This is a genomic window from Aurantimonas sp. A2-1-M11 (assembly GCF_036549475.1).
Taxonomy (GTDB): Bacteria; Pseudomonadota; Alphaproteobacteria; order Rhizobiales; family Rhizobiaceae; genus Aurantimonas.
Genome location: NZ_JAZHLI010000012.1, coordinates 31,568 through 49,081 on the forward strand (window position 1 = coordinate 31,568; position 17,514 = coordinate 49,081).

Sequence of the window (17,514 nt, forward strand, 5' to 3'; positions counted from 1 at the left end):
CGGTAGCGGACACGCCTGCCGTGCACGATTCTTCGAGCGCCGGACACGATCCGGCCGTATCCTGCCCGCGAATTCATCCTGTGAACGGATCGGGGGGCACGCCATGGGCGCGATTGGCATTCATCACGTGACGGCGATCGCCGGGCCGGCGCTTCGCAATCTCGACTTCTACACGCGTACGCTGGGGCTTCGCCTCGTCAAGAAGACCGTCAATTTCGACGATCCGGGCACCTATCACCTTTACTACGGCGACGAGGCCGGGCAACCGGGCACGATCCTGACCTTCTTTCCGTGGGACCACGCGGCACCCGGACGGCTCGGCGTGGGCGAGACCCAGGAGATCGTCTTTTGCGTGCCCGAAGCGGCGATCGGTTTCTGGAGCCACCGGATGATCGAAAAGGGCGTGCCGCACGAGCCGCTGATCAAGCGTTTTGGCGAGACGGTGCTGGCCTTCCGCGATCCTGACGGCATGCGTCTTGCCCTGGTTGCCCGCTCCGGCGTCGACGCCGCGTCCGGCAGGAGCACGCCGGATATCCCGGCCGACCACGCCATTCGCGGCTTTCACGGCGTCAGCCTCCTGATCGAGGAGGCCCAGCCGACGGCAGCGATCCTCACCGACGTGCTGGGTTTTCGCGAAACGGCGCGGGAGAACTCCCTCATCCGCTTCACCGGCGATGCCGCGTTCGGTCGCATCGTCGATCTGCGGGCGGTCGGCGGCTTCCTGAAGCCGAGGTTCGGTGCCGGAACCGTCCACCATGTCGCCTTCCGCGCCGCCGACGATGCCGCACAGGCCAAGATGGTCCGCAAGCTGGCGGACAACCACGGCATCACCGCGACGGAGCAGAAGGACCGCAATTACTTCCGCTCGGTCTATTTCCACGAACCGGGTCACATCCTGTTCGAGATCGCCACGGATGCGCCGGGGTTTGCCATCGACGAGGCACCGGCCGAACTCGGACAGGCGCTCAAGCTCCCGCCATTCCTGGAGGAGCGGCGCGCCGAGATCGAATCGCGCCTGCCCGACCTGGGATGAGCGGCAGCGTCGCTTCGTGAATGTCGGCTCGTAGCTTTGCCGGCGCACTTCATGCGCTGCCGCAGCATGAGCCGGCAAGGCATTGGTCCGACGGGGCGACAGTGGACCCGCACGCTCTCTTGATCCCGTGTCTTCAGCTGAACGGACCTGAACGACGATCCGCCGTTTTCGGGTAAGGCGTGCGCACGCCTTCGACCGGAATCCCCGTCGGGGGCGGCCCGGAGGTGTCGCCCGCGGAATTGGATGCTATGACGCAGCCATTCCCTCGGTTCGTGCATGATCCTGCAGGAACCCCGTCAGACATTGAGCGAGCGCTTTCATGATCCTTGGCTGCATCGGCGACGACTTCACCGGCTCCTCCGACCTTGCCAACACCCTTGCCAAGGGTGGCATGCGCACGGTCCAGTATAGCGGCGTACCCAGCGTGGATGCGGCGCCGGACGTGGAAGCGGGCGTGGTCGCGCTGAAATCGCGCACGATCGCGGTGGACGAGGCCATCCGCCAGTCGCTCGCGGCACTGGAATGGCTGCGCAGTCAGGGCTGCCGGCAGTTCTTCTTCAAATACTGCTCGACCTTCGATTCCACCGACGAGGGCAATATCGGCCCGGTCGCAGAAGCTCTTGCAAAGGCGCTCGGTGCCGGCGCCGTGATCGTCTGTCCGGCCTTTCCGGCGACCGGACGCACGGTCTACCAGGGACATCTCTTCGTCAACGACAAGCTCCTGTCGGAATCGGGCATGGAGAATCATCCGCTGACCCCGATGCGCGACGCGGATCTGCGCCGGGTGTTGGCGCGCCAGACGGATGTGCCGGTTGCCCACGTGCCCTATGGTGTTGTGGCAAATGGCGAGGATGCGATTGCCAACGCCCTGCGCCATGCGGCCAAGGACGGTCTCTGCTTCGTCGTCACCGACGCCGTGCTCGACGACGATCTCCACGCCATCGGTCATGCGGCGCGGGATCTGCCGCTGATCACCGGCGGTTCGGGCATCGCCCTCGGCCTGCCGGAGAATTTCCGTGGGCAGGGGCTGATCGGTTCGGCGACCTCCTCCTGGGCGGGCGTGGTGGGCCGCGCGGCCGCACTGGCCGGCTCGGTCTCGGCCGCGACGCGCCGGCAGGTCGCCGTTCATCGGGACGCCGGCCACCCGGCCTTCGAATTGCGGGCCGATGCGGTGATGGCCGGCGAGGTGACGGCGGCGTCGCTGACCGAATGGGTGATGCGGCAATCCGGCGTGCCGCTGGTCTATTCGTCGGCCGATCCCGAGACCGTGGCCGCTGCGCAGAAGCGCCATGGCAAGGAGGCCATCGCCACCGCGATCGAGGAGCTATTTGCCGCAACGGCCGCAGCGCTGGTCGAAGCCGGTATCACGCGGCTGGTGTCGGCAGGCGGCGAGACCTCCGGCGCGGTGGTTACCGGGCTGGGCGTCCAGTCGCTGGAAATCGGCCCGGAGATCGACCCGGGCGTGCCGGCGGTGCGAGTCGAGGGCCGCGAACTGGCGCTGGCGCTGAAGTCCGGCAATTTCGGTGCCGACGATTTCTTCGCCAAGGCGGCAGCGCGCCTGGGAGGCGAGGCATGAGCGTGGAAGCCCGGCTTCGCGAGGACATCTGCCGCTTCGCCAGATCCATGTTCGACCGGGGCCTGACCTGCGGCTCCAGCGGCAACATTTCGGCGCGGCTCGCCGACGGCACCATCCTTGTCACACCGACCGGCTCGTCCTTCGGCTTCCTCGATCCGGCGCGCATCTCGCGCCTGGACGACAGCTTCCAGCATCTGTCCGGCGACGAGCCGACCAAGGAGATCCCGCTCCACAGCGCCTTCTACGAGACGCGCCGGGCGACGACCGGCGCGGTGGTGCATCTCCACAGCACCCATTCGGTGGCGTTGTCGATTCTGCCCGACACGGACCCGGACGACGTCCTGCCGCCGCTGACTGCATATTCGGTGATGAAGCTCGGCCGCGTGAAGCTCTTGCCGTATTTCATGCCGGGCGACCCGGCTATGGGGCAGGCCGTGCGCGGTCTGGCCGGCAAGCGCTCGGCGGTGCTCCTGGCCAATCACGGGCCCGTCGTGGCGGGAACCGAGCTGGCGGCGACCGTCTACGCTATGGAAGAACTGGAGGAGACGGCACGTCTGGCGATCCTGACCCGCGGGCTCGATCCACGGGGCCTGACGGCGGAGCAGCGCAGCCTGCTGGAGGACAAGCACCCGCATTGAATGTCACGTTACCGTGCTGAATTTATACTGCTTTAATGTGATCGGTCGTTGCGTATGCAACATTGGCGCATGATCGAAAAGCGCCCCGTGACGAAGTTGCAGGATCCCACGCCTCCGGCAGGCGATGGGACAAAAAAGCTGAACCTGAATCGGCAGCGAACCGACGTGGATCGCGCCCTGTCGGCGGGCTTTTCGGAAGATGAAGTCCGCTTCATGCTCGACCTGCCCGAGCCCGACCTGCCCGAAGAGGGCGAGGCGCGGTAGGCCAGGGAATGGAACCTGGACGCATGGGAAGCATTGCTGAGCGCCAGCGCGCAAGCAGCCTCATCATGCGAAAGGTCGATTCATGGCTCTTCTGAAAATCGCCAGCACCGACGGGATCATCGAACTCAGCGACGGGACGCGCTGGCGGATCCTGCCGGGACAGGGCAGCGTATCCGGCCGGTGGCTCGAGGGCACGGACATTACCGTGGCTCCGCATCCCGAGCGCGGCGAGGGCCATGCCCATCTTGACAACATCAGCGCCGGCGAAGGCGTCGACGCCATTCCCGAAGCCTGATCGGCCGACAGGTAGCCGAACGAAAGACGGCGGCACCTTCTGGATGCCGCCGTCTTTCGTTCACAGGCGCCCGAGATCCTGTCGTTTTGCGTATTTCCTCAGCGCAGGTCCTCGGGAAGTCTCGCCCGTAACTCGTTGATCCAGCTGTCCGCCGTGCCGTCGGACGGTGCGCGCCAGTCGCCGCGCGGCGACAGGCTGCCGCCAGCCGAGACCTTCGGTCCATTCGGCAGTGCCGAGCGCTTGAACTGCGAGGTCTGGAAGAAGCGGAACAGGAAGCTCTCCAGCCATTTGGCGATCGTCGCCAGTTCGTAGGCGTTGCGCGCTTCCGGCGGAAAGTCGATCGGCCACAGGCCCGCATCGGCCTGTTTCCAGGCGTGCCAGGCCAGGAATGCCGTCTTCGATGGCGCCCGCCCGTAACGCATCGTGTGGTACAGGAAGAAGTCGTGCAGCTCGTAGGGGCCGATCTTGTCCTGCGTGCTCTGCAGGCCGCCCTCGGCATCCGCCGGCACCAGTTCCGGCGAGATCTCCGTGTCGAGGATCGCCGTCAGCAGCTTGGCTGTCGCCGCGTCGAACTGCTCGGTGCGCACTGCCCAGCGGATCAGATACTGGATGAGCGTCTTCGGCACGCCGGCATTGACCGCGTAATGGCTCATCTGGTCGCCGACACCATAGGTGCACCAGCCGAGCGCCAGCTCGGACAGGTCGCCCGTGCCGATCACGAAGCCGCTTCGCTGGTTGGCGAGGCGGAAGAGATAATCGGTCCTCAAGCCCGCCTGGACGTTCTCGAAGGTCACGTCGTAGACCGGCTCGCCGGCCGCGAACGGGTGCCCCATGTCGCCGAGCATCTGCCGGGCGGCGGGGCGGATGTCGATCTCCTCGCAGCCCGTTCCGAGGGCACGCATCAGGGCCAGTGCGTTCGCCTTCGTTTCCTCGCCCGTGGCGAAGCCGGGCATCGTGAAACCCAGAATGGTGGAGCGCGGCAGGCCCATCTGGTCGCAGGCCTTGGCCGCGACGATCAGCGCATGGGTCGAATCGAGGCCGCCTGACACGCCGATGACCATATGGTCGCCGGGCGTCGCCTCGAAGCGCCGCCGCAGGCCCTCGACCTGGATGTTGAAGGCCTCGTAGCAATCCTGGTGCAGTCGGTCGGGATTGTTCGGCACATAGGGGAAGCGCCGCACGGGCCGGCGCAGGCCCAGATCCTCGAAGGATGGCCGATGTTCGAAGAGGATCCGCCGAAAGCACGTTTCCGGATGGCCCCGAAGCGCTGCGGCGTCGTTGAAGGTCGGGGTGCGCAGCCGCTCCTGCGAGATGCGGCCGACATCGACATCCGCGACGATGAGCTGGCCGGCGGCGTCGAAACGTTCCGATTCGGCGAGGAGGTCGCCCAGCTCGTAGATCGAGCCCTGGCCGTCCCAGGCAAGATCGGTCGTGCTCTCGCCGCGCCCCGCCGCCGAATAGACATAGGCGGCGATGCAGCGCATCGACTGCGACGCTGACAGGAGGTGCCGGTCGGCGGATTTGCCGACCACGATGTTAGAGGCCGAGAGGTTGCAGAGGATCAGCGCCCCGGCCAGCGCGCCGTCCGTCGACGGAGGCGTCGGCGCCCAGTAATCCTCGCAGATCTCCGTATGGAAGACGAAGCCGGGCAGGTCGGAGGCCTCGAACACGAGGTCGATGCCGAAAGGGACTTCCTGTCCCGCCAGCGCGATCTGGCCGCCGGTCATGCCCGCGCCGGACGCGAACCAGCGCTTTTCGTAATATTCCCGGTAGTTCGGCAGGAAGAGCTTCGGCACGACGCCGAGGATGCGGCCCCGGCTGATCGCGAGAGCGCAGTTGTAGAGCCTGCCGTTGCGCCGGAGCGGTGCGCCGACGAGGAGCACCGTGCGCAGGTCGCGGCTGCGCGCGCAGACCTCTTCGATGGCCGCATCCACGCTGTCCAGCAGCGCGTCCTGCAGATGCAGGTCGTCGATCGCATAGGCGGACAGGCCGAGTTCGGGGAAGACGAGGAGGTCGACGCCCTCGCGGTCGGCTTTCTCCGCCTCGCGGACCGTCGCCTCGGCGTTGCGCGCCGGATCGGCGATGAAGACGCCGGGCGTGGCGACCCCGACCCGCACGAAGCCGTGCCGGTGCAGCGCATAGAACGAGCGGTCTCGAAGGGTACGGGAACTCAATTCATCATCTCCTCGAGCATGTCCACCGCCGTTCGTAAGCAAGCGTTGCGCATCGGTCCACGTCCGATATCGCCGAACTGCTCGGTGATAGCCGTTTGCGGATGCCGAACCGGTGACCGGGACAGCGTCACCCTCCCATTATCGGCGATCCCTCACGGTCAGCCGGTGCGCACGCCTTTCGTGGCGTCCCGCGCATTGTCCTCGCGCCGAGCCCGGGCGATCGCCTCGATCTCGGCGCGCAACTGGGGATGCAGCGACAGGAAGCGGCGGAAGTCGGTCCGCGACAGGCGCAGCATCGTGCTGTAGGCGATCGCCGTCACGTCGGCCTGGCGCCGCAGGTCGAGAAGCAGTGCCATTTCGCCGACGATGTCGCCGCGCCCGAGCCTGACGAGGCTGTTGCCGGTATCGATCTCCACCGCGCCCGACGAGATGAAGTACGCCGCGTCGCCAAACTCGCCGCGGCGGATGATCCGCATGCCCGGCGCCGCGACGAAGGGCGTCATCAGCCGCGCCAGTTCGTTGCGTTCGCGGTGGCTCAACCCAGCGAAGATATCGGTCCGGTCGATGAGCCTGCGGGTGTCCAGACCGAGATCGAGGGGCGGGCTGAGCGCCGTCAGGTCGCCGCGTCGCGCGACGCTGCGGCGTACGTCGCGCTCGATCTCCTTGCTGATTACCCCCGACCGGCGCAGCCGCACGATCTCGGCGATCTCCAGAGCCCGCGCTGCGCGCAGGACGAAGCAGCGCTCGAGCTCGGCGACATAGGCGGGATATGGCAGGCGCACCGCATCGATCTCGCGTTCGACGCGCGCTTGTCGCTTGTCGAGAATGTCCAGGACCGCCACGATCGTCGGCTCGCCGAGGACCGGCTGCAGTTCAGTCGTGGCGATCTGCCGGAGCCTCGCCAGCACCATCGAGATCTCGATCAGTTGCTCGAAGCGCAGCGCCAGGCGCGTCGACAGATAATGGCTGCGGCCGAGCCGGCGCTGCAGCAAGAAGGCCATCCGGCCCGACCAGTGGAACCGGGTCTCTTCGTCGTCTGCAGCGCCATAACCGGCGACGCCGCCATGGCGCACCTTTTCGAGCCGTGCCCGCGTGGCGGTGTTCAGACGTCGGGCAACCCGCGGCGCCAGGATCCCGTCGGCGAAATGGTCGAGGACCAGTTCGCGTTCTCGCGCCGTCAACGCGACAAGGGCGATGGCCGTGCGCCCCTCCAGCGGCAGGACCTCGGATGGGCTGTCTGCGCCCGTCTCCGCCACCTTCATGACCGCGGCCGTGTCTGCCTCGACTGCGGGCGCGTCGCTCCCGAAGCGCGCCGACATGTCGGCGGCAAAGCGCTGGACCCGGGCGGAGGTGACGCTGAGCGCCAGGTCGCGCAGGGCCCGATCGATGCCCGACAGCCGGTCGAGCCCCAGGGTGCGGATCAGCGGCCGCAGCGTCGTCCCCTGCACGAACAGCGTCATGAGCGTGTAGCCGGTGGCCAGCGTCACCACGAAGGCGGCGACGGGACGCGGGACGGCCTCGTTCTCGCTGACCGCCAGGGCCAGGGTCAGGGTCATCGATCCGCGCAGGCCGCCCCACAGGACGACGACGCGATAGGGGCGGGAGATCGTCGACGAAAGCCCGTAGTGGCTGAGCAGCGGCAGGAGGCCGAACAGCACCATCGCCCGGGTGACGAGGGTGGCGACAAAGATGACCAGCATCAGCAGGACGTCGAAGGGGGTCAGATCCGCCATCATCTGCGGGATGAGCAGCGATGTCAGGACGAAGACGAGGATCGCCGCCCAGGAGGCGAGCTGCTGCCATGTGTTGTCGAGGTGATGCCAGAGATCGCGGGTGATGCGTGCCGGCGACAGGCTGGCGAGCGCCACCCCGGCCGTGGCCACGGCGATGATCCCGGAGACGTGCAGGACATGCTCTGCGACCCAGAAGGACAGATAGGGCAGGGCGAGGCTCAGCGAGACGGCCGTGACATGGTCGTCGCCGATCAGCCGCAGCAGCTGGAGGTAGAGGCGCGCCGTCAGATAGCCCAGAATGCCGCCGCCGATGGGCAGGAAGAGAAGGCTCAGCGCCGCGCCCGACAGCGTCACCGAGCCGGGCGACACGATGGCGGCGGAGAAGATCAGGAACAGCGAGATCGCCAGCGCGTCGTTGAACAGGCTTTCGCCCTCCACGAGGCGGGTCAGCCGTTCGGGTGCGCCGACGTCGCGGAAGATGGCGATGACCGCCACCGGGTCCGTCGTCGCCACGAGCGCGGCCAAGAGCAGGCAGGCCAGCAGCGGCATGCCCGCGATGGGCCACAGCGCCAGCGCCACGCCGAAGGTCGCCACCAGCACCGCCACGAGGGCGAGCAGGATGATCGGCAGCAGATCCTCGCGGACCCGCTGCATGTCGACCACCAGCGCGCTCTGGAAGATCAGCGTCGGCAGCAGGACGTAGAGAAAGAGGCTGGAGCCCACCGGCAGGTCGGTGATGAGCACGGCGAGGTCGACCGGCAGCAGGGTACCCGGATGATTGAGCGAATAGAGGCTGGCAAAACCGAGCCCGGCGCCGCCCAGCGCCAGGAGGATCGACACCGGCAGCCGAAGCCGGGTGGCCAGCGGCCGCGCCAGCGCCCCGAAGGCGACGAGCGTGGCGATGAGGACGACGATATTGGGAACGTTCATGGCGGCGTCACCGACACTTCAGGACTCCGCTTCCGCCGTCATCTTCCGAAACGTTAGCGGCGCGCCGTGGCACTCGCAAGCTGCGGGCGCGGTGCCGCACGGCCGAGGTCTCATCCTTCGGAGGTCGAGTCTGGCCTGTGGGTTTTTCTTGAGCGCCCGCATCTCCCATCGACATCGGCGCCCCGCGGCATCAAAACGGGCGCGACGACGACGAAAGAGGACCGGCCGCCCGATGTTCGACCTGATGATCCGCAATGCCCATCTGCCCGACGGCCGGACCGGTGTCGACATCGCCGTGGCGGGGGGCCGGATTGCCGCCATCGACGCGACGATCGCGGGCGAGGCGGCCGAGGTGATCGACGCCGGTGGGCGTCTGGTGTCGCCGCCCTTCGTCGACCCGCATTTTCACATGGATGCGACGCTGTCGCTGGGCCTGCCCCGGATGAACCGCTCCGGCACGCTGCTCGAGGGCATCGCGCTCTGGGGCGAGCTGAAGCCGCTGCTGACCAGGGAAGCGCTGGTCGAACGGGCCATGCGCTATTGCGATCTCGCGGTCTCGCAAGGCTTGCTGGCGATCCGCAGCCATGTCGACACGTCCGATCCCCGGCTGGTCACCGCCGAGGCGCTGCTGGAAGTGCGCGACCGGGTGAAGCCCTATCTCGACCTGCAGCTGGTCGCCTTTCCCCAGGACGGCTATCTGCGCACCCCTGGTGGCGCCGCGTCTCTCGAACGGGCACTGGACATGGGCGTCGACATCGTCGGCGGCATTCCGCATTTCGAACGCACCATGGCGGAGGGCGCGCAATCGGTCACCGCGCTGTGCCGCATCGCCGCCGAACGCGGCCTGCGGGTCGACATGCATTGCGACGAATCCGACGACCCGATGTCACGGCATGTGGAGACGCTGGCGGCCGAGACGGTCCGCCACGGCCTCGAGGGGCGGGTCGCCGGCTCGCACCTGACCTCGATGCACTCGATGGACAATTACTACGTGTCGAAGCTGATCGCGCTGATCGCCGAATCGGGCATGCACGTGATTCCCAACCCGCTGATCAACATCACCCTGCAGGGGCGCCACGACACCTATCCCAAACGCCGCGGCATGACCCGCGTGCCGGAGCTGATGGCCGCCGGCATCAACGTCGCCTTCGGCCATGACTGCGTGATGGACCCCTGGTACTCGCTCGGCTCCGGCGACATGCTGGAGGTTGCCCACATGGCGGTGCATGTCGGCCAGATGACCTCGCGCGACGCGATCCGGGCCTGCTTCGATGCCGTCACGGTGAATTCTGCCAGGGTTATGGGGCTGGAAGGCTACGGGCTGGCAGTGGGCAACAGGGCGGATTTCGTCCTCCTGCAGGCGGCCGACCCGATCGAGGCGATCCGCCTCAAGGCAGCCCGGCTGGCGGTGATGCGCGGCGGGCAGGTCATTGCCCGGGCCGATCCGCGTGTGAGCCACCTGACGCTGCCGGGACGCAAGGTGACGGTCGATCCGGCCGCCTACGCGCCCTTGGGCGATTCATCTGTTGGCTGATTGTTTGCTGGGCGTATCGCACGGTTGACATGGAATTGAGCAGGTCGTCAGAATGCGGCCTGTTTCATCGGGGTGGTTGGGGATATTTCATGCTGAAGTCAGGTCGGATCGGTCGGCGCGGTTTTCTGTTGGGCAGCGCCGGGGTCGGCCTTGCCTTGACCATGCCGCGCGCCTTCGCGCAGGCACCCCTGAAGGTGGCAGGCATCCACGCCTCGCCCGTGGAGAATGCGTGGAATTCGCGGCTTCACGCGGCGATGGTGCAGGCCGCCGAGGACGGCGCCATCGAATATGTCTTCTCCGAGGGCGTCAGCGGCACCGACTATGCCCGCGCCATGCGCGAATATGCCGAGCAGGGCGCCCAACTGATCGTCGGCGAGGCCTATGCGGTGGAGACCGAGGCGCGCCAGGTCGCGGCCGACTATCCCGACACCATGTTCCTGATGGGCTCGAGCGGCGAGCCTGCCGGCGACAATTTCGGCACCTTCGGCACCTGGAATCACGAGGCCGCCTATCTGGCGGGGATGCTCGCCGGCAAGATGAGCGAGACCGGCACCTTCGGCGCGGTCGGCGCGATCCCGATCCCGGAAGTCAACATGTTGATCAACGGCTTCCGGGCAGGCGTTGATTCGGTTCGTCCGGATGCCAAGCACCTTATCGGCTTCATCGGCACCTTCTTCGATCCGCCCAAGGCGCGCGAGGCGGGCCTGGCCCAGATCGACGCCGGCGCCGACATCCTGTTCGGCGAGCGCATCGGCACGGCCGACGCCGCCAAGGAGCGCGGGATCAAGGCGATCGGGTCGCTGACCGACTACACCGAGCGCTATCCCCAGACCGTCTTCGCCAATGCGATGTGGTACTTCCGGCCGATCCTCGAAGCGGCCGTCGCCGACACCCGGGCCGCCACCGGCACCGGCAAGAACTACACGCCCTACAGCATGATGCAGGAAGGCGGGAACGACATCGTCTTCGACGAATCCATGGTGCCGGCTGAAGCGGTCGCCGCGATGGAGGAGCGTCGCGCGGCGATCAAGTCGGGCGAGTTCGAAGTGGTGATCGACTTCAGCGAACCGACCTGATCCGCGATTCGCATGCCAGCCTGTTCGCCGGTTTGCGGCGGCCCTGCGGGAACGGCCGGACCCTGCGATAGTACCCGCAGGGCTGGTCCGTTTCTGCGGGCATCGCCGTCTTCGCCAGACGGCGGAAGTGAGTTCCCATGACCGCCGTCCTGTCCCTCGAGCACATCACCAAGCGCTTCGGCGACTTCGCGGCCAATGACGACGTCAGCCTGACCCTCGGCCGCGGCGAACTCGTGGCGTTGCTTGGCGAGAACGGAGCCGGCAAGACGACTCTGATGAACATCCTGTTCGGACATTACGTGCCGGATTCGGGCCGGGTCCTGGTCGCGGGCGAGGAACTGCCTCTCGGGCGGCCGCGCGCGGCCATCGCCGCCGGGATCGGCATGGTTCACCAGCACTTCACCCTGGCGCCGAACCTGACCGTGCTGGAAAACGTCATGACCGGGACCGAACGCCTGTCGCGCTGGCGCTCGGGCACCGTCGCGGCGCGTCGCAAGCTGGCAGGCCTCGCTAAACGCTTCGGTCTCGTCGTCGATCCCGACCGGCGGGTCGGCGACCTGTCCGTCGGCGAGCAGCAGCGCGTGGAGATCCTCAAGGCGCTCTACAACGACGCCAGGATCCTGATCCTCGACGAGCCGACCGGCGTCCTGACCCAGCCGGAGGCCGAGAACCTGTTCCGGACCCTGCGCGTGATGGCGGCCGAGGGGCTGTCGCTGATCTTCATCTCCCACAAGCTGCACGAGGTGATGGCCGCCGCCGACCGGGTGCTGGTCCTGCGGGGCGGACGCATGGTCGCCGAGCGCAAGACCGCGGCCACCTCCAAGGAAGAGCTCGCGGAACTGATGGTCGGGCGTCGCGTGACGCGCCCGGTCCGGGCTGTCGCCGTGCCGGGACGCATCGTCCTGTCGGCGCAGGACGTGAATGTCTCTGTGGACGGCAGCCGCCGGCTCTCCGACATCAGCTTTCATCTGCGCGAGCGCGAGACGCTCGGCATCATCGGCGTCTCCGGCAACGGCCAGGCGGCGCTCGCCCATCTGGTGTCCGGGCTCGTGACACCCGATGCCGGCCAACTGTCGGTGCTCGGCGAGGAGGCGTCGGCGCTGTCGGCGCGCGACCTCGTGCGCCGGGGCGTCGGTCGCATCCCCGAGGACCGCAACGCCGAAGGCGCCATCGGGGAAATGGCGATCTGGGAGAACGCCATCCTCGAGCGCGTGCGCGACGCGCCCTTTTCCAGGGCCGGCTTCGTCCAGCGATCCGCAGCGAAGGCGTTTGCGGCCGACGTAATCGACCGCTTCGACATTCGCGGCGGCGCGGCGGACAGCCGCACGCGGCTCCTGTCGGGAGGCAACATGCAGAAGTTGATCTTCGGCCGCAATCTCGCCGGCGCGCCGAAGGTGCTGGTCGCCGCGCAGCCGACGCGGGGGCTCGACGAAGGGGCGGTCGCGGCCGTCCACGGCGAGATCCTGGCCGCCCGCGACGCTGGCGCGGGGGTCCTGCTGATCTCCGAGGATCTCGACGAGGTGCTGGAACTGGCCGACCGCGTGCAGGCCATCGTGGGCGGGCGCCTGTCGGAGCCCGTGCCGATCGAATCCCTCGACGCGCGCCGCCTCGGCCTGATGATGGCAGGCGAATGGGCGGCCGCGCCCCCCGAGGCCGCCTGATGCGCCTCGAACGCCGGGAAAGCCGTCCTGCGGTGCTGACGATAGTCGCGCCGATCCTCGCCGTGCTGACGGCACTGGCCCTGTCGGGCGTGCTGATCGCGCTGGCCGGGGCGCCGGTCCTGGAAGCCTATGCTCGCATCGTGGAGGGCGCCTTCGGCTCCCGCCTGGCCTTGACCGAGACGCTCACCCGCACGACGCCGCTGATCCTGACCGGTCTGGCGGTCGCGGTCGCGTTCCGGGCCAAGGTCTGGAACATCGGCGCCGAGGGTCAGCTCTACATGGGCGCGCTCGCGGCCGCCTTCCTCGGCTCGCAGCTGGGCCTTGCGGGCCTGCCGAGCTTTGCCCTGATCCCGGCCGTGATGATCGCCGGCGCAGTGGCGGGCATGGCGCTGCTTCTCGTGCCGCTCGCGCTACGGTTGCGTTTCGGGGTCGACGAGGTGGTCACGACGCTGCTTCTGAACTTCGTCGTGCTGCTCTTCGTGTCGATGATGATCGAGGGGCCGATGCGGGACCCGCTGGCCTTCGGCTGGCCGCAATCGGTGCCCGTCGTGCCGGATGCGCTGTTGCCGAAGCTGCTGGAGCGCTCGCGCCTGCATGTCGGCCTGCTGATCGCGGTGATTGTCGCCATCGTCGTCCATGTCGTGCAGTCGCGCACGGCCTATGGCCTGGAATCGCGCGCGGCCGGCCTCAACCCTGCGGCCGCACGCTTTGCCGGCGTGCCGCTGGCGCGCACGCTGGTCAAGGTCGCCTGCTGGTCCGGCGGGCTCGCGGGCCTGGCCGGGGCCATCGAGGTGATCGGCGTGAAGGGCTATGTCACCACCGACCTGTCGCCGGGCTACGGCTATGCCGGGATCATCGTCGCCATGCTGGCCAACCTGCAGCCGCTCGCCGTGGTCGCGGCCGCGCTGTTCGCCGCGATGATGTTCGTCGGCTCCGATTCCATGAGCCGCGCCCTCGGCGTGCCGAGCTTCATCGCCGACGTCACCGTGGCGCTGTCGCTCCTGACCATGCTGGTCGCGCTGCTCTTCACCGCCTACCGGATCCGCCGATGAGTGCCGCGCTCGACATCTTCGCCTCCGTCGGCCTGTGGGAAGCCGTGCTGCGCATCGCGACGCCGCTGATCTTCGGCACCCTCGGCGCCTTGCTGTGCGAACGCGCCGGCGTCCTGAATCTCGGAATCGAGGGGATCATGAGCTTCGGCGCCATGATCGGCTGGCTGACCGTCTTCGAGGGCGGCAATCTGTGGGCCGGCCTGTTCGCAGCGGCGGCCGGCGGCGCGGCGTTCGGCCTGCTTCATGCGCTGCTCACCGTGCCGCTGGGCCTGTCCCAGCACGTGACCGGGCTCGGCATCACGCTGCTGGCGTCGAGCCTCAGCTATTTCGTGTTCCGGCTGGTCGTGCCGCTGCAGGGCACGCCGCCCACCATCGAGCCGTTCCAGCCGATCCACGTGCCGGTGCTGTCCGACTTGCCGGTCGTCGGCGACGCGCTCTTCACCCAGACCGCGCCGACCTATCTGGCGCTGCTCGTGGCCGCGGTGATGGCCTATGTGCTGGCGCGCACGCCACTGGGACTGGCGATCCGCATGACCGGCGAGAACCCGCATGCGGCCGAGGCGCAGGGCGTCGACCCGATCGCGATCCGCATCGGTGCGGTGGTTGCCGGAAGCGCGCTGATGGGCGTCGGCGGCGCCTTCCTGACCCTGTCGGCCTTCAACAGCTTCTTCCCGACCATGATCCAGGGACGTGGCTGGATCTGCATCGCCCTCGTCGTCTTCGCCACCTGGCGGCCCGGGCGGGCGCTGCTCGGCGCGATCCTGTTTGCCCTGTTCGACGCCTATCAGCTTCGGCTGCAGACCGAGTTCGGCAAGGCCGTCCCGTACCAGATGTTCCTGATGATGCCGTATCTCCTGTCGATCGTCGCCCTGGTGGTGATGGCACGGCGCGCACGGGTCCCGCAGGCCCTGATGCAGCCCTACCGGCGCGGCGAGCGCTGAGGCCTCCGCGCCGCCGTCAGCCGGATGTCTGCAGCAGGCGGAGCGTCGCCGCATCCTCGCGTCCGCCGCAGAATTGCGCAATGGCATCGCAGTAGAGGGCCGGAGTTCCGTCCGCCGCTTGCGCGAACAGCGTCATGGACGAAACGAACTTCATGTCGTCCGGCGCCCCGAAGATCGCGGCGAGCGACCGGTCCGCATGGGCCATGACGGCCTCTGTACAGGCCGCCAGACGCGGTCCGAGCAGCGGATGGTCGAGATAGGCACGGGCCTCGTCCAGGCCGGTCATCCCGTAATGCTGCGCCATGTCGGACCGGCCGAGCCCGCGCAATTGCGGGAACACGAACCACATCCAGTGGGTGCGCTTGGCGCCCGCCCGCAGCTCGTCGAGCGCCTGGTCGAAGACCGGCGCTTGCGCATCCACGAAGCGGTGGAGGTCGAAGGGATCGTCGCTCGTCATCTCGTTACTCCGTGCTTCGGCGCCGGGTACGGCGCGGCCTGGATGCCGGTTCGGCGTCGGTGATCTCGATCCACGCCGGCGCATGGTCGCTGGCCTTCTCCCATCCGCGTACCCGGCGGTCGACGCCGGCCGCGACGAGGCGCGGTGCCAGGGACGGGCTCAGGAGCAGGTGATCGAGCCGAAGCCCGGCATCACGGCCCCAGGCATTCCGCAGATAGTCCCAGAACGTGTAGTTCGGCTCGTCCGGATGCAGCGCGCGGATGGCGTCGGTCCAGCCCTCTGCGACCAGGCGGCGATACGCCTCGCGCACCTCCGGCCGAAACAGCGCGTCGTCGACCCAGCGCTCGGGCTTGTAGACGTCGAGATCGGTGGGGATGACATTGTAGTCGCCGGCCAGGACCACCGGTGCGCCGGTGGCCATGAGATCCGCCGCGTGGGCGGCGAAGCGCTCGAGCCAACGCAGCTTGTAGTCGAATTTCGGGCCGGGCGCCGGATTGCCATTGGGCAGGTAAAGGCAGCCGACCAGAACGCCCCTGATCGCCGCTTCCAGATACCGGCTCTGATGGTCGTCCTCGTCGCCGGGAAGGCCGCGACGGGTTTCCAGCGGATCGGGGCCCCGCGCCAGGATGGCGACGCCGTTCCAGCTTTTCTGGCCGTGCCAGATCGCGCCGTAGCCCGCCCCACGGATCGCGTCTGCGGGGAACTTCTCGTCCGGCGCCTTGAGCTCCTGCAGGCACACGGCGTCGGGCTCGGCCTCCGCCAGCCAGCGCAGCAGCACGGGCAGGCGGCCATTGACGCCGTTGATGTTGAAACTGGCGATCCTCATGCCCGCCACCTGGCGCCGGGCCGCTTGATTTCGAGGGGGCGAAGGCGTCGAAGTGTGAACCGGCGCGAGGCGCCACCGGACCTTTGACTTCGATCAAGGCAACGCGCCTTGCCAACCGGCACTCTGTTGAAGGTCGGGCGAAGTCGTGACGGCAGCACTGGCAAAGGGTGATCACATGCACAAATCCCTCATCGCGGACCTGGCGGTCTATCTCGACGGCTCTCCGGCGGACGAGGTGGCCATCGACTATGCGGAGACGATCGCATCCGCCTTTGGCGCGCATCTGGAATGCCTCCTTGCCAACCACATCCAGATCACCGGCGTGCCGGCGGGGCCGGGTTCCGACATGCTGATCGCCGAACTGTTCAAGGTCGGCAAGGACACGGGCGACGCCACAGAGGCGAAGCTGCGCGAGCGCCTGGAGCGGATGGCGGTTCCCTATGGTCTTCGGCGCAGCGACGGCTCGTTCGGCCATCTGTCGAGCACCGTCGAGCAGCTTGCCGGCACCACGGACATTTTCGTCGTCCCCCACCACGGCGGCAAATACGCGCTCCACGGTCAGGTCATCGAGGCGATCCTGTTCAATGCCCGCTCGGCGGCGCTCGTCGTCCCACCGTCGCCCAAGCGCAGTTTCAGCGCGCCGGATGTCGTCGTCGTCGGCTGGCGGGACTCCCCCGAATGCGCCCATGCCGTGACCGCCGCCGTGCCGTTCCTGAAGCAGGCGAGCCAGGTGGTTCTCGCCAGCGTCGTGGAGGAAGGCTCGGACGAGCAGCGTCATCGCGAGCCGATGGCCGACATGGCCCGCCATCTCGCCCGCCATGGCGTGAAGGTGGAAACGCGGGAGCTGCCGAACTGGCGCCATCCCGCCGACGCCCTGATGAAGGAGGCCGAAAGCCTAGGTGCGGAGATGATCGTCGTCGGCGCCTACGGTCATTCGCGGCTTCGCGAGATGCTGCTGGGCGGTGTCACCCGCGAATTGCTGACGCGCTGCGACGTGCCCCTGCTGATGTCCCGCTGACGATCCTGATCGGAGAAGCGCCATGCGCTACAGCCATCTGGAATACAGCATCGAGCCCTTGGGAGATTTCTGGCAGGTCTCCTTCTGTCATGCCTCGCATGGGACCTTCCGACGACGCGCGGAAGCCCTGCGCTCGGCCTTTGCCGATGCCGAGCGCGTCACGCGGCTCGGCCAGGAGGTGACGGTCAGGATCCAGCGCCCCCGCCATGCCGCGGGGCTGCCGGCGCGCATCCTCATCCCGAGGGTGCGTAGGCCACGCGTCCGTCCCGCCGCTTCCTGAACGCCGCGCGCTCCGCGCGGCATCTC

At 67.9% G+C, this 17,514-nt stretch carries 16 protein-coding genes; 12 read left to right on the forward strand and 4 right to left on the reverse strand.

What is annotated here, in order from left to right:
- The first annotated feature begins 103 nt into the window (after window positions 1–103).
- The 5 genes from VQ042_RS07795 (at window position 104) to VQ042_RS07815 (ending at window position 3,806) form a co-directional block, all read left to right on the forward strand.
- Window positions 104–1,033, forward strand: a complete 930-nt coding sequence (locus tag VQ042_RS07795; RefSeq protein WP_331817249.1) for a ring-cleaving dioxygenase — start codon at window positions 104–106, stop codon at window positions 1,031–1,033.
- A gap of 319 nt (window positions 1,034–1,352) precedes the next feature.
- On the forward strand, window positions 1,353–2,609 hold the full coding sequence (gene otnK / locus VQ042_RS07800; protein ID WP_331817251.1) for a 3-oxo-tetronate kinase: 1,257 nt from the start codon (window positions 1,353–1,355) through the stop codon (window positions 2,607–2,609).
- Window positions 2,606–3,247: a 3-oxo-tetronate 4-phosphate decarboxylase gene (gene otnC / locus VQ042_RS07805; protein ID WP_331817253.1), complete on the forward strand. Its 642-nt coding sequence runs from the start codon at window positions 2,606–2,608 to the stop codon at window positions 3,245–3,247. The genes otnK and otnC overlap by 4 nt, the downstream gene beginning before the upstream one ends.
- A 69-nt stretch (window positions 3,248–3,316) precedes the next feature.
- Window positions 3,317–3,511 carry a hypothetical protein gene (locus VQ042_RS07810; RefSeq protein WP_331817255.1) on the forward strand — a complete coding sequence of 65 codons (195 nt, stop codon included), beginning with the start codon at window positions 3,317–3,319 and terminating at the stop codon, window positions 3,509–3,511.
- Window positions 3,512–3,593: 82 nt separating this feature from the next.
- Complete coding sequence (locus tag VQ042_RS07815; RefSeq protein WP_331817257.1) at window positions 3,594–3,806, forward strand: hypothetical protein; 213 nt, start codon at window positions 3,594–3,596, stop codon at window positions 3,804–3,806.
- Between the two features lie 98 nt (window positions 3,807–3,904).
- Here the strand turns inward: VQ042_RS07815 and VQ042_RS07820 are convergent, their stop codons facing one another.
- Together VQ042_RS07820 and VQ042_RS07825 are read right to left on the reverse strand one after the other, a co-directional pair.
- Window positions 3,905–5,980 carry an NAD(+) synthase gene (locus tag VQ042_RS07820; protein ID WP_331817259.1) on the reverse strand — a complete coding sequence of 692 codons (2,076 nt, stop codon included), beginning with the start codon at window positions 5,978–5,980 and terminating at the stop codon, window positions 3,905–3,907.
- Window positions 5,981–6,138: 158 nt separating this feature from the next.
- A complete protein-coding gene (locus tag VQ042_RS07825; protein ID WP_331817261.1) occupies window positions 6,139–8,643 on the reverse strand; it encodes a cation:proton antiporter in 2,505 nt (834 codons plus the stop codon).
- A 232-nt stretch (window positions 8,644–8,875) separates the two neighbouring features.
- Between VQ042_RS07825 and VQ042_RS07830 the strand changes: the two genes are divergently transcribed.
- The 5 genes from VQ042_RS07830 (at window position 8,876) to VQ042_RS07850 (ending at window position 14,907) form a co-directional block, all read left to right on the forward strand.
- Window positions 8,876–10,177, forward strand: coding sequence for an amidohydrolase family protein (locus VQ042_RS07830; protein WP_331817263.1), 1,302 nt, complete (start codon window positions 8,876–8,878; stop codon window positions 10,175–10,177).
- A gap of 89 nt (window positions 10,178–10,266) precedes the next feature.
- Window positions 10,267–11,253, forward strand: a complete 987-nt coding sequence (locus tag VQ042_RS07835) for a BMP family protein (RefSeq protein WP_331817265.1) — start codon at window positions 10,267–10,269, stop codon at window positions 11,251–11,253.
- A 137-nt stretch (window positions 11,254–11,390) separates the two neighbouring features.
- The gene (locus VQ042_RS07840) at window positions 11,391–12,914 is read left to right on the forward strand and encodes an ABC transporter ATP-binding protein (RefSeq protein WP_331817267.1); all 1,524 of its coding nucleotides are present in this window, start codon (window positions 11,391–11,393) and stop codon (window positions 12,912–12,914) included.
- Complete coding sequence (locus VQ042_RS07845) at window positions 12,914–13,966, forward strand: ABC transporter permease (protein WP_331817269.1); 1,053 nt, start codon at window positions 12,914–12,916, stop codon at window positions 13,964–13,966. Before VQ042_RS07840 ends, VQ042_RS07845 begins: the two co-directional genes overlap by 1 nt.
- Window positions 13,963–14,907: an ABC transporter permease gene (locus tag VQ042_RS07850; protein ID WP_331817271.1), complete on the forward strand. Its 945-nt coding sequence runs from the start codon at window positions 13,963–13,965 to the stop codon at window positions 14,905–14,907. Before VQ042_RS07845 ends, VQ042_RS07850 begins: the two co-directional genes overlap by 4 nt.
- Window positions 14,908–14,923: 16 nt before the next feature.
- Here the strand turns inward: VQ042_RS07850 and VQ042_RS07855 are convergent, their stop codons facing one another.
- Both VQ042_RS07855 and xth read right to left on the reverse strand, forming a co-directional pair.
- Window positions 14,924–15,364 carry a DUF1810 domain-containing protein gene (locus tag VQ042_RS07855; RefSeq protein ID WP_331817272.1) on the reverse strand — a complete coding sequence of 147 codons (441 nt, stop codon included), beginning with the start codon at window positions 15,362–15,364 and terminating at the stop codon, window positions 14,924–14,926.
- Between the two features lie 4 nt (window positions 15,365–15,368).
- A complete protein-coding gene (gene xth / locus VQ042_RS07860) occupies window positions 15,369–16,190 on the reverse strand; it encodes an exodeoxyribonuclease III (protein ID WP_331817274.1) in 822 nt (273 codons plus the stop codon).
- Window positions 16,191–16,365: 175 nt separating this feature from the next.
- Between xth and VQ042_RS07865 the strand changes: the two genes are divergently transcribed.
- Both VQ042_RS07865 and VQ042_RS07870 read left to right on the forward strand, forming a co-directional pair.
- Window positions 16,366–17,208, forward strand: a complete 843-nt coding sequence (locus VQ042_RS07865; protein WP_331817276.1) for a universal stress protein — start codon at window positions 16,366–16,368, stop codon at window positions 17,206–17,208.
- Between the two features lie 22 nt (window positions 17,209–17,230).
- The gene (locus tag VQ042_RS07870; RefSeq protein WP_331817278.1) at window positions 17,231–17,488 is read left to right on the forward strand and encodes a hypothetical protein; all 258 of its coding nucleotides are present in this window, start codon (window positions 17,231–17,233) and stop codon (window positions 17,486–17,488) included.
- The last annotated feature ends 26 nt before the right edge of the window (window positions 17,489–17,514 follow it).

What these genes read in the sequence shown, in the direction of transcription:
- VQ042_RS07855 (WP_331817272.1), bottom strand. Translation starts at nt 15,364, where the DNA reads ATGACGAGCGACGATCCCTTCGACCTCCACCGCTTCGTGGATGCGCAA.
- otnK (WP_331817251.1), top strand. Translation starts at nt 1,353, where the DNA reads ATGATCCTTGGCTGCATCGGCGACGACTTCACCGGCTCCTCCGACCTT.
- VQ042_RS07845 (WP_331817269.1), top strand. Translation starts at nt 12,914, where the DNA reads ATGCGCCTCGAACGCCGGGAAAGCCGTCCTGCGGTGCTGACGATAGTC.
- VQ042_RS07865 (WP_331817276.1), top strand. Translation starts at nt 16,366, where the DNA reads ATGCACAAATCCCTCATCGCGGACCTGGCGGTCTATCTCGACGGCTCT.
- VQ042_RS07825 (WP_331817261.1), bottom strand. Translation starts at nt 8,643, where the DNA reads ATGAACGTTCCCAATATCGTCGTCCTCATCGCCACGCTCGTCGCCTTC.
- VQ042_RS07810 (WP_331817255.1), top strand. Translation starts at nt 3,317, where the DNA reads ATGATCGAAAAGCGCCCCGTGACGAAGTTGCAGGATCCCACGCCTCCG.
- otnC (WP_331817253.1), top strand. Translation starts at nt 2,606, where the DNA reads ATGAGCGTGGAAGCCCGGCTTCGCGAGGACATCTGCCGCTTCGCCAGA.
- VQ042_RS07870 (WP_331817278.1), top strand. Translation starts at nt 17,231, where the DNA reads ATGCGCTACAGCCATCTGGAATACAGCATCGAGCCCTTGGGAGATTTC.
- VQ042_RS07815 (WP_331817257.1), top strand. Translation starts at nt 3,594, where the DNA reads ATGGCTCTTCTGAAAATCGCCAGCACCGACGGGATCATCGAACTCAGC.
- xth (WP_331817274.1), bottom strand. Translation starts at nt 16,190, where the DNA reads ATGAGGATCGCCAGTTTCAACATCAACGGCGTCAATGGCCGCCTGCCC.
- VQ042_RS07850 (WP_331817271.1), top strand. Translation starts at nt 13,963, where the DNA reads ATGAGTGCCGCGCTCGACATCTTCGCCTCCGTCGGCCTGTGGGAAGCC.
- VQ042_RS07795 (WP_331817249.1), top strand. Translation starts at nt 104, where the DNA reads ATGGGCGCGATTGGCATTCATCACGTGACGGCGATCGCCGGGCCGGCG.
- VQ042_RS07835 (WP_331817265.1), top strand. Translation starts at nt 10,267, where the DNA reads ATGCTGAAGTCAGGTCGGATCGGTCGGCGCGGTTTTCTGTTGGGCAGC.
- VQ042_RS07840 (WP_331817267.1), top strand. Translation starts at nt 11,391, where the DNA reads ATGACCGCCGTCCTGTCCCTCGAGCACATCACCAAGCGCTTCGGCGAC.
- VQ042_RS07830 (WP_331817263.1), top strand. Translation starts at nt 8,876, where the DNA reads ATGTTCGACCTGATGATCCGCAATGCCCATCTGCCCGACGGCCGGACC.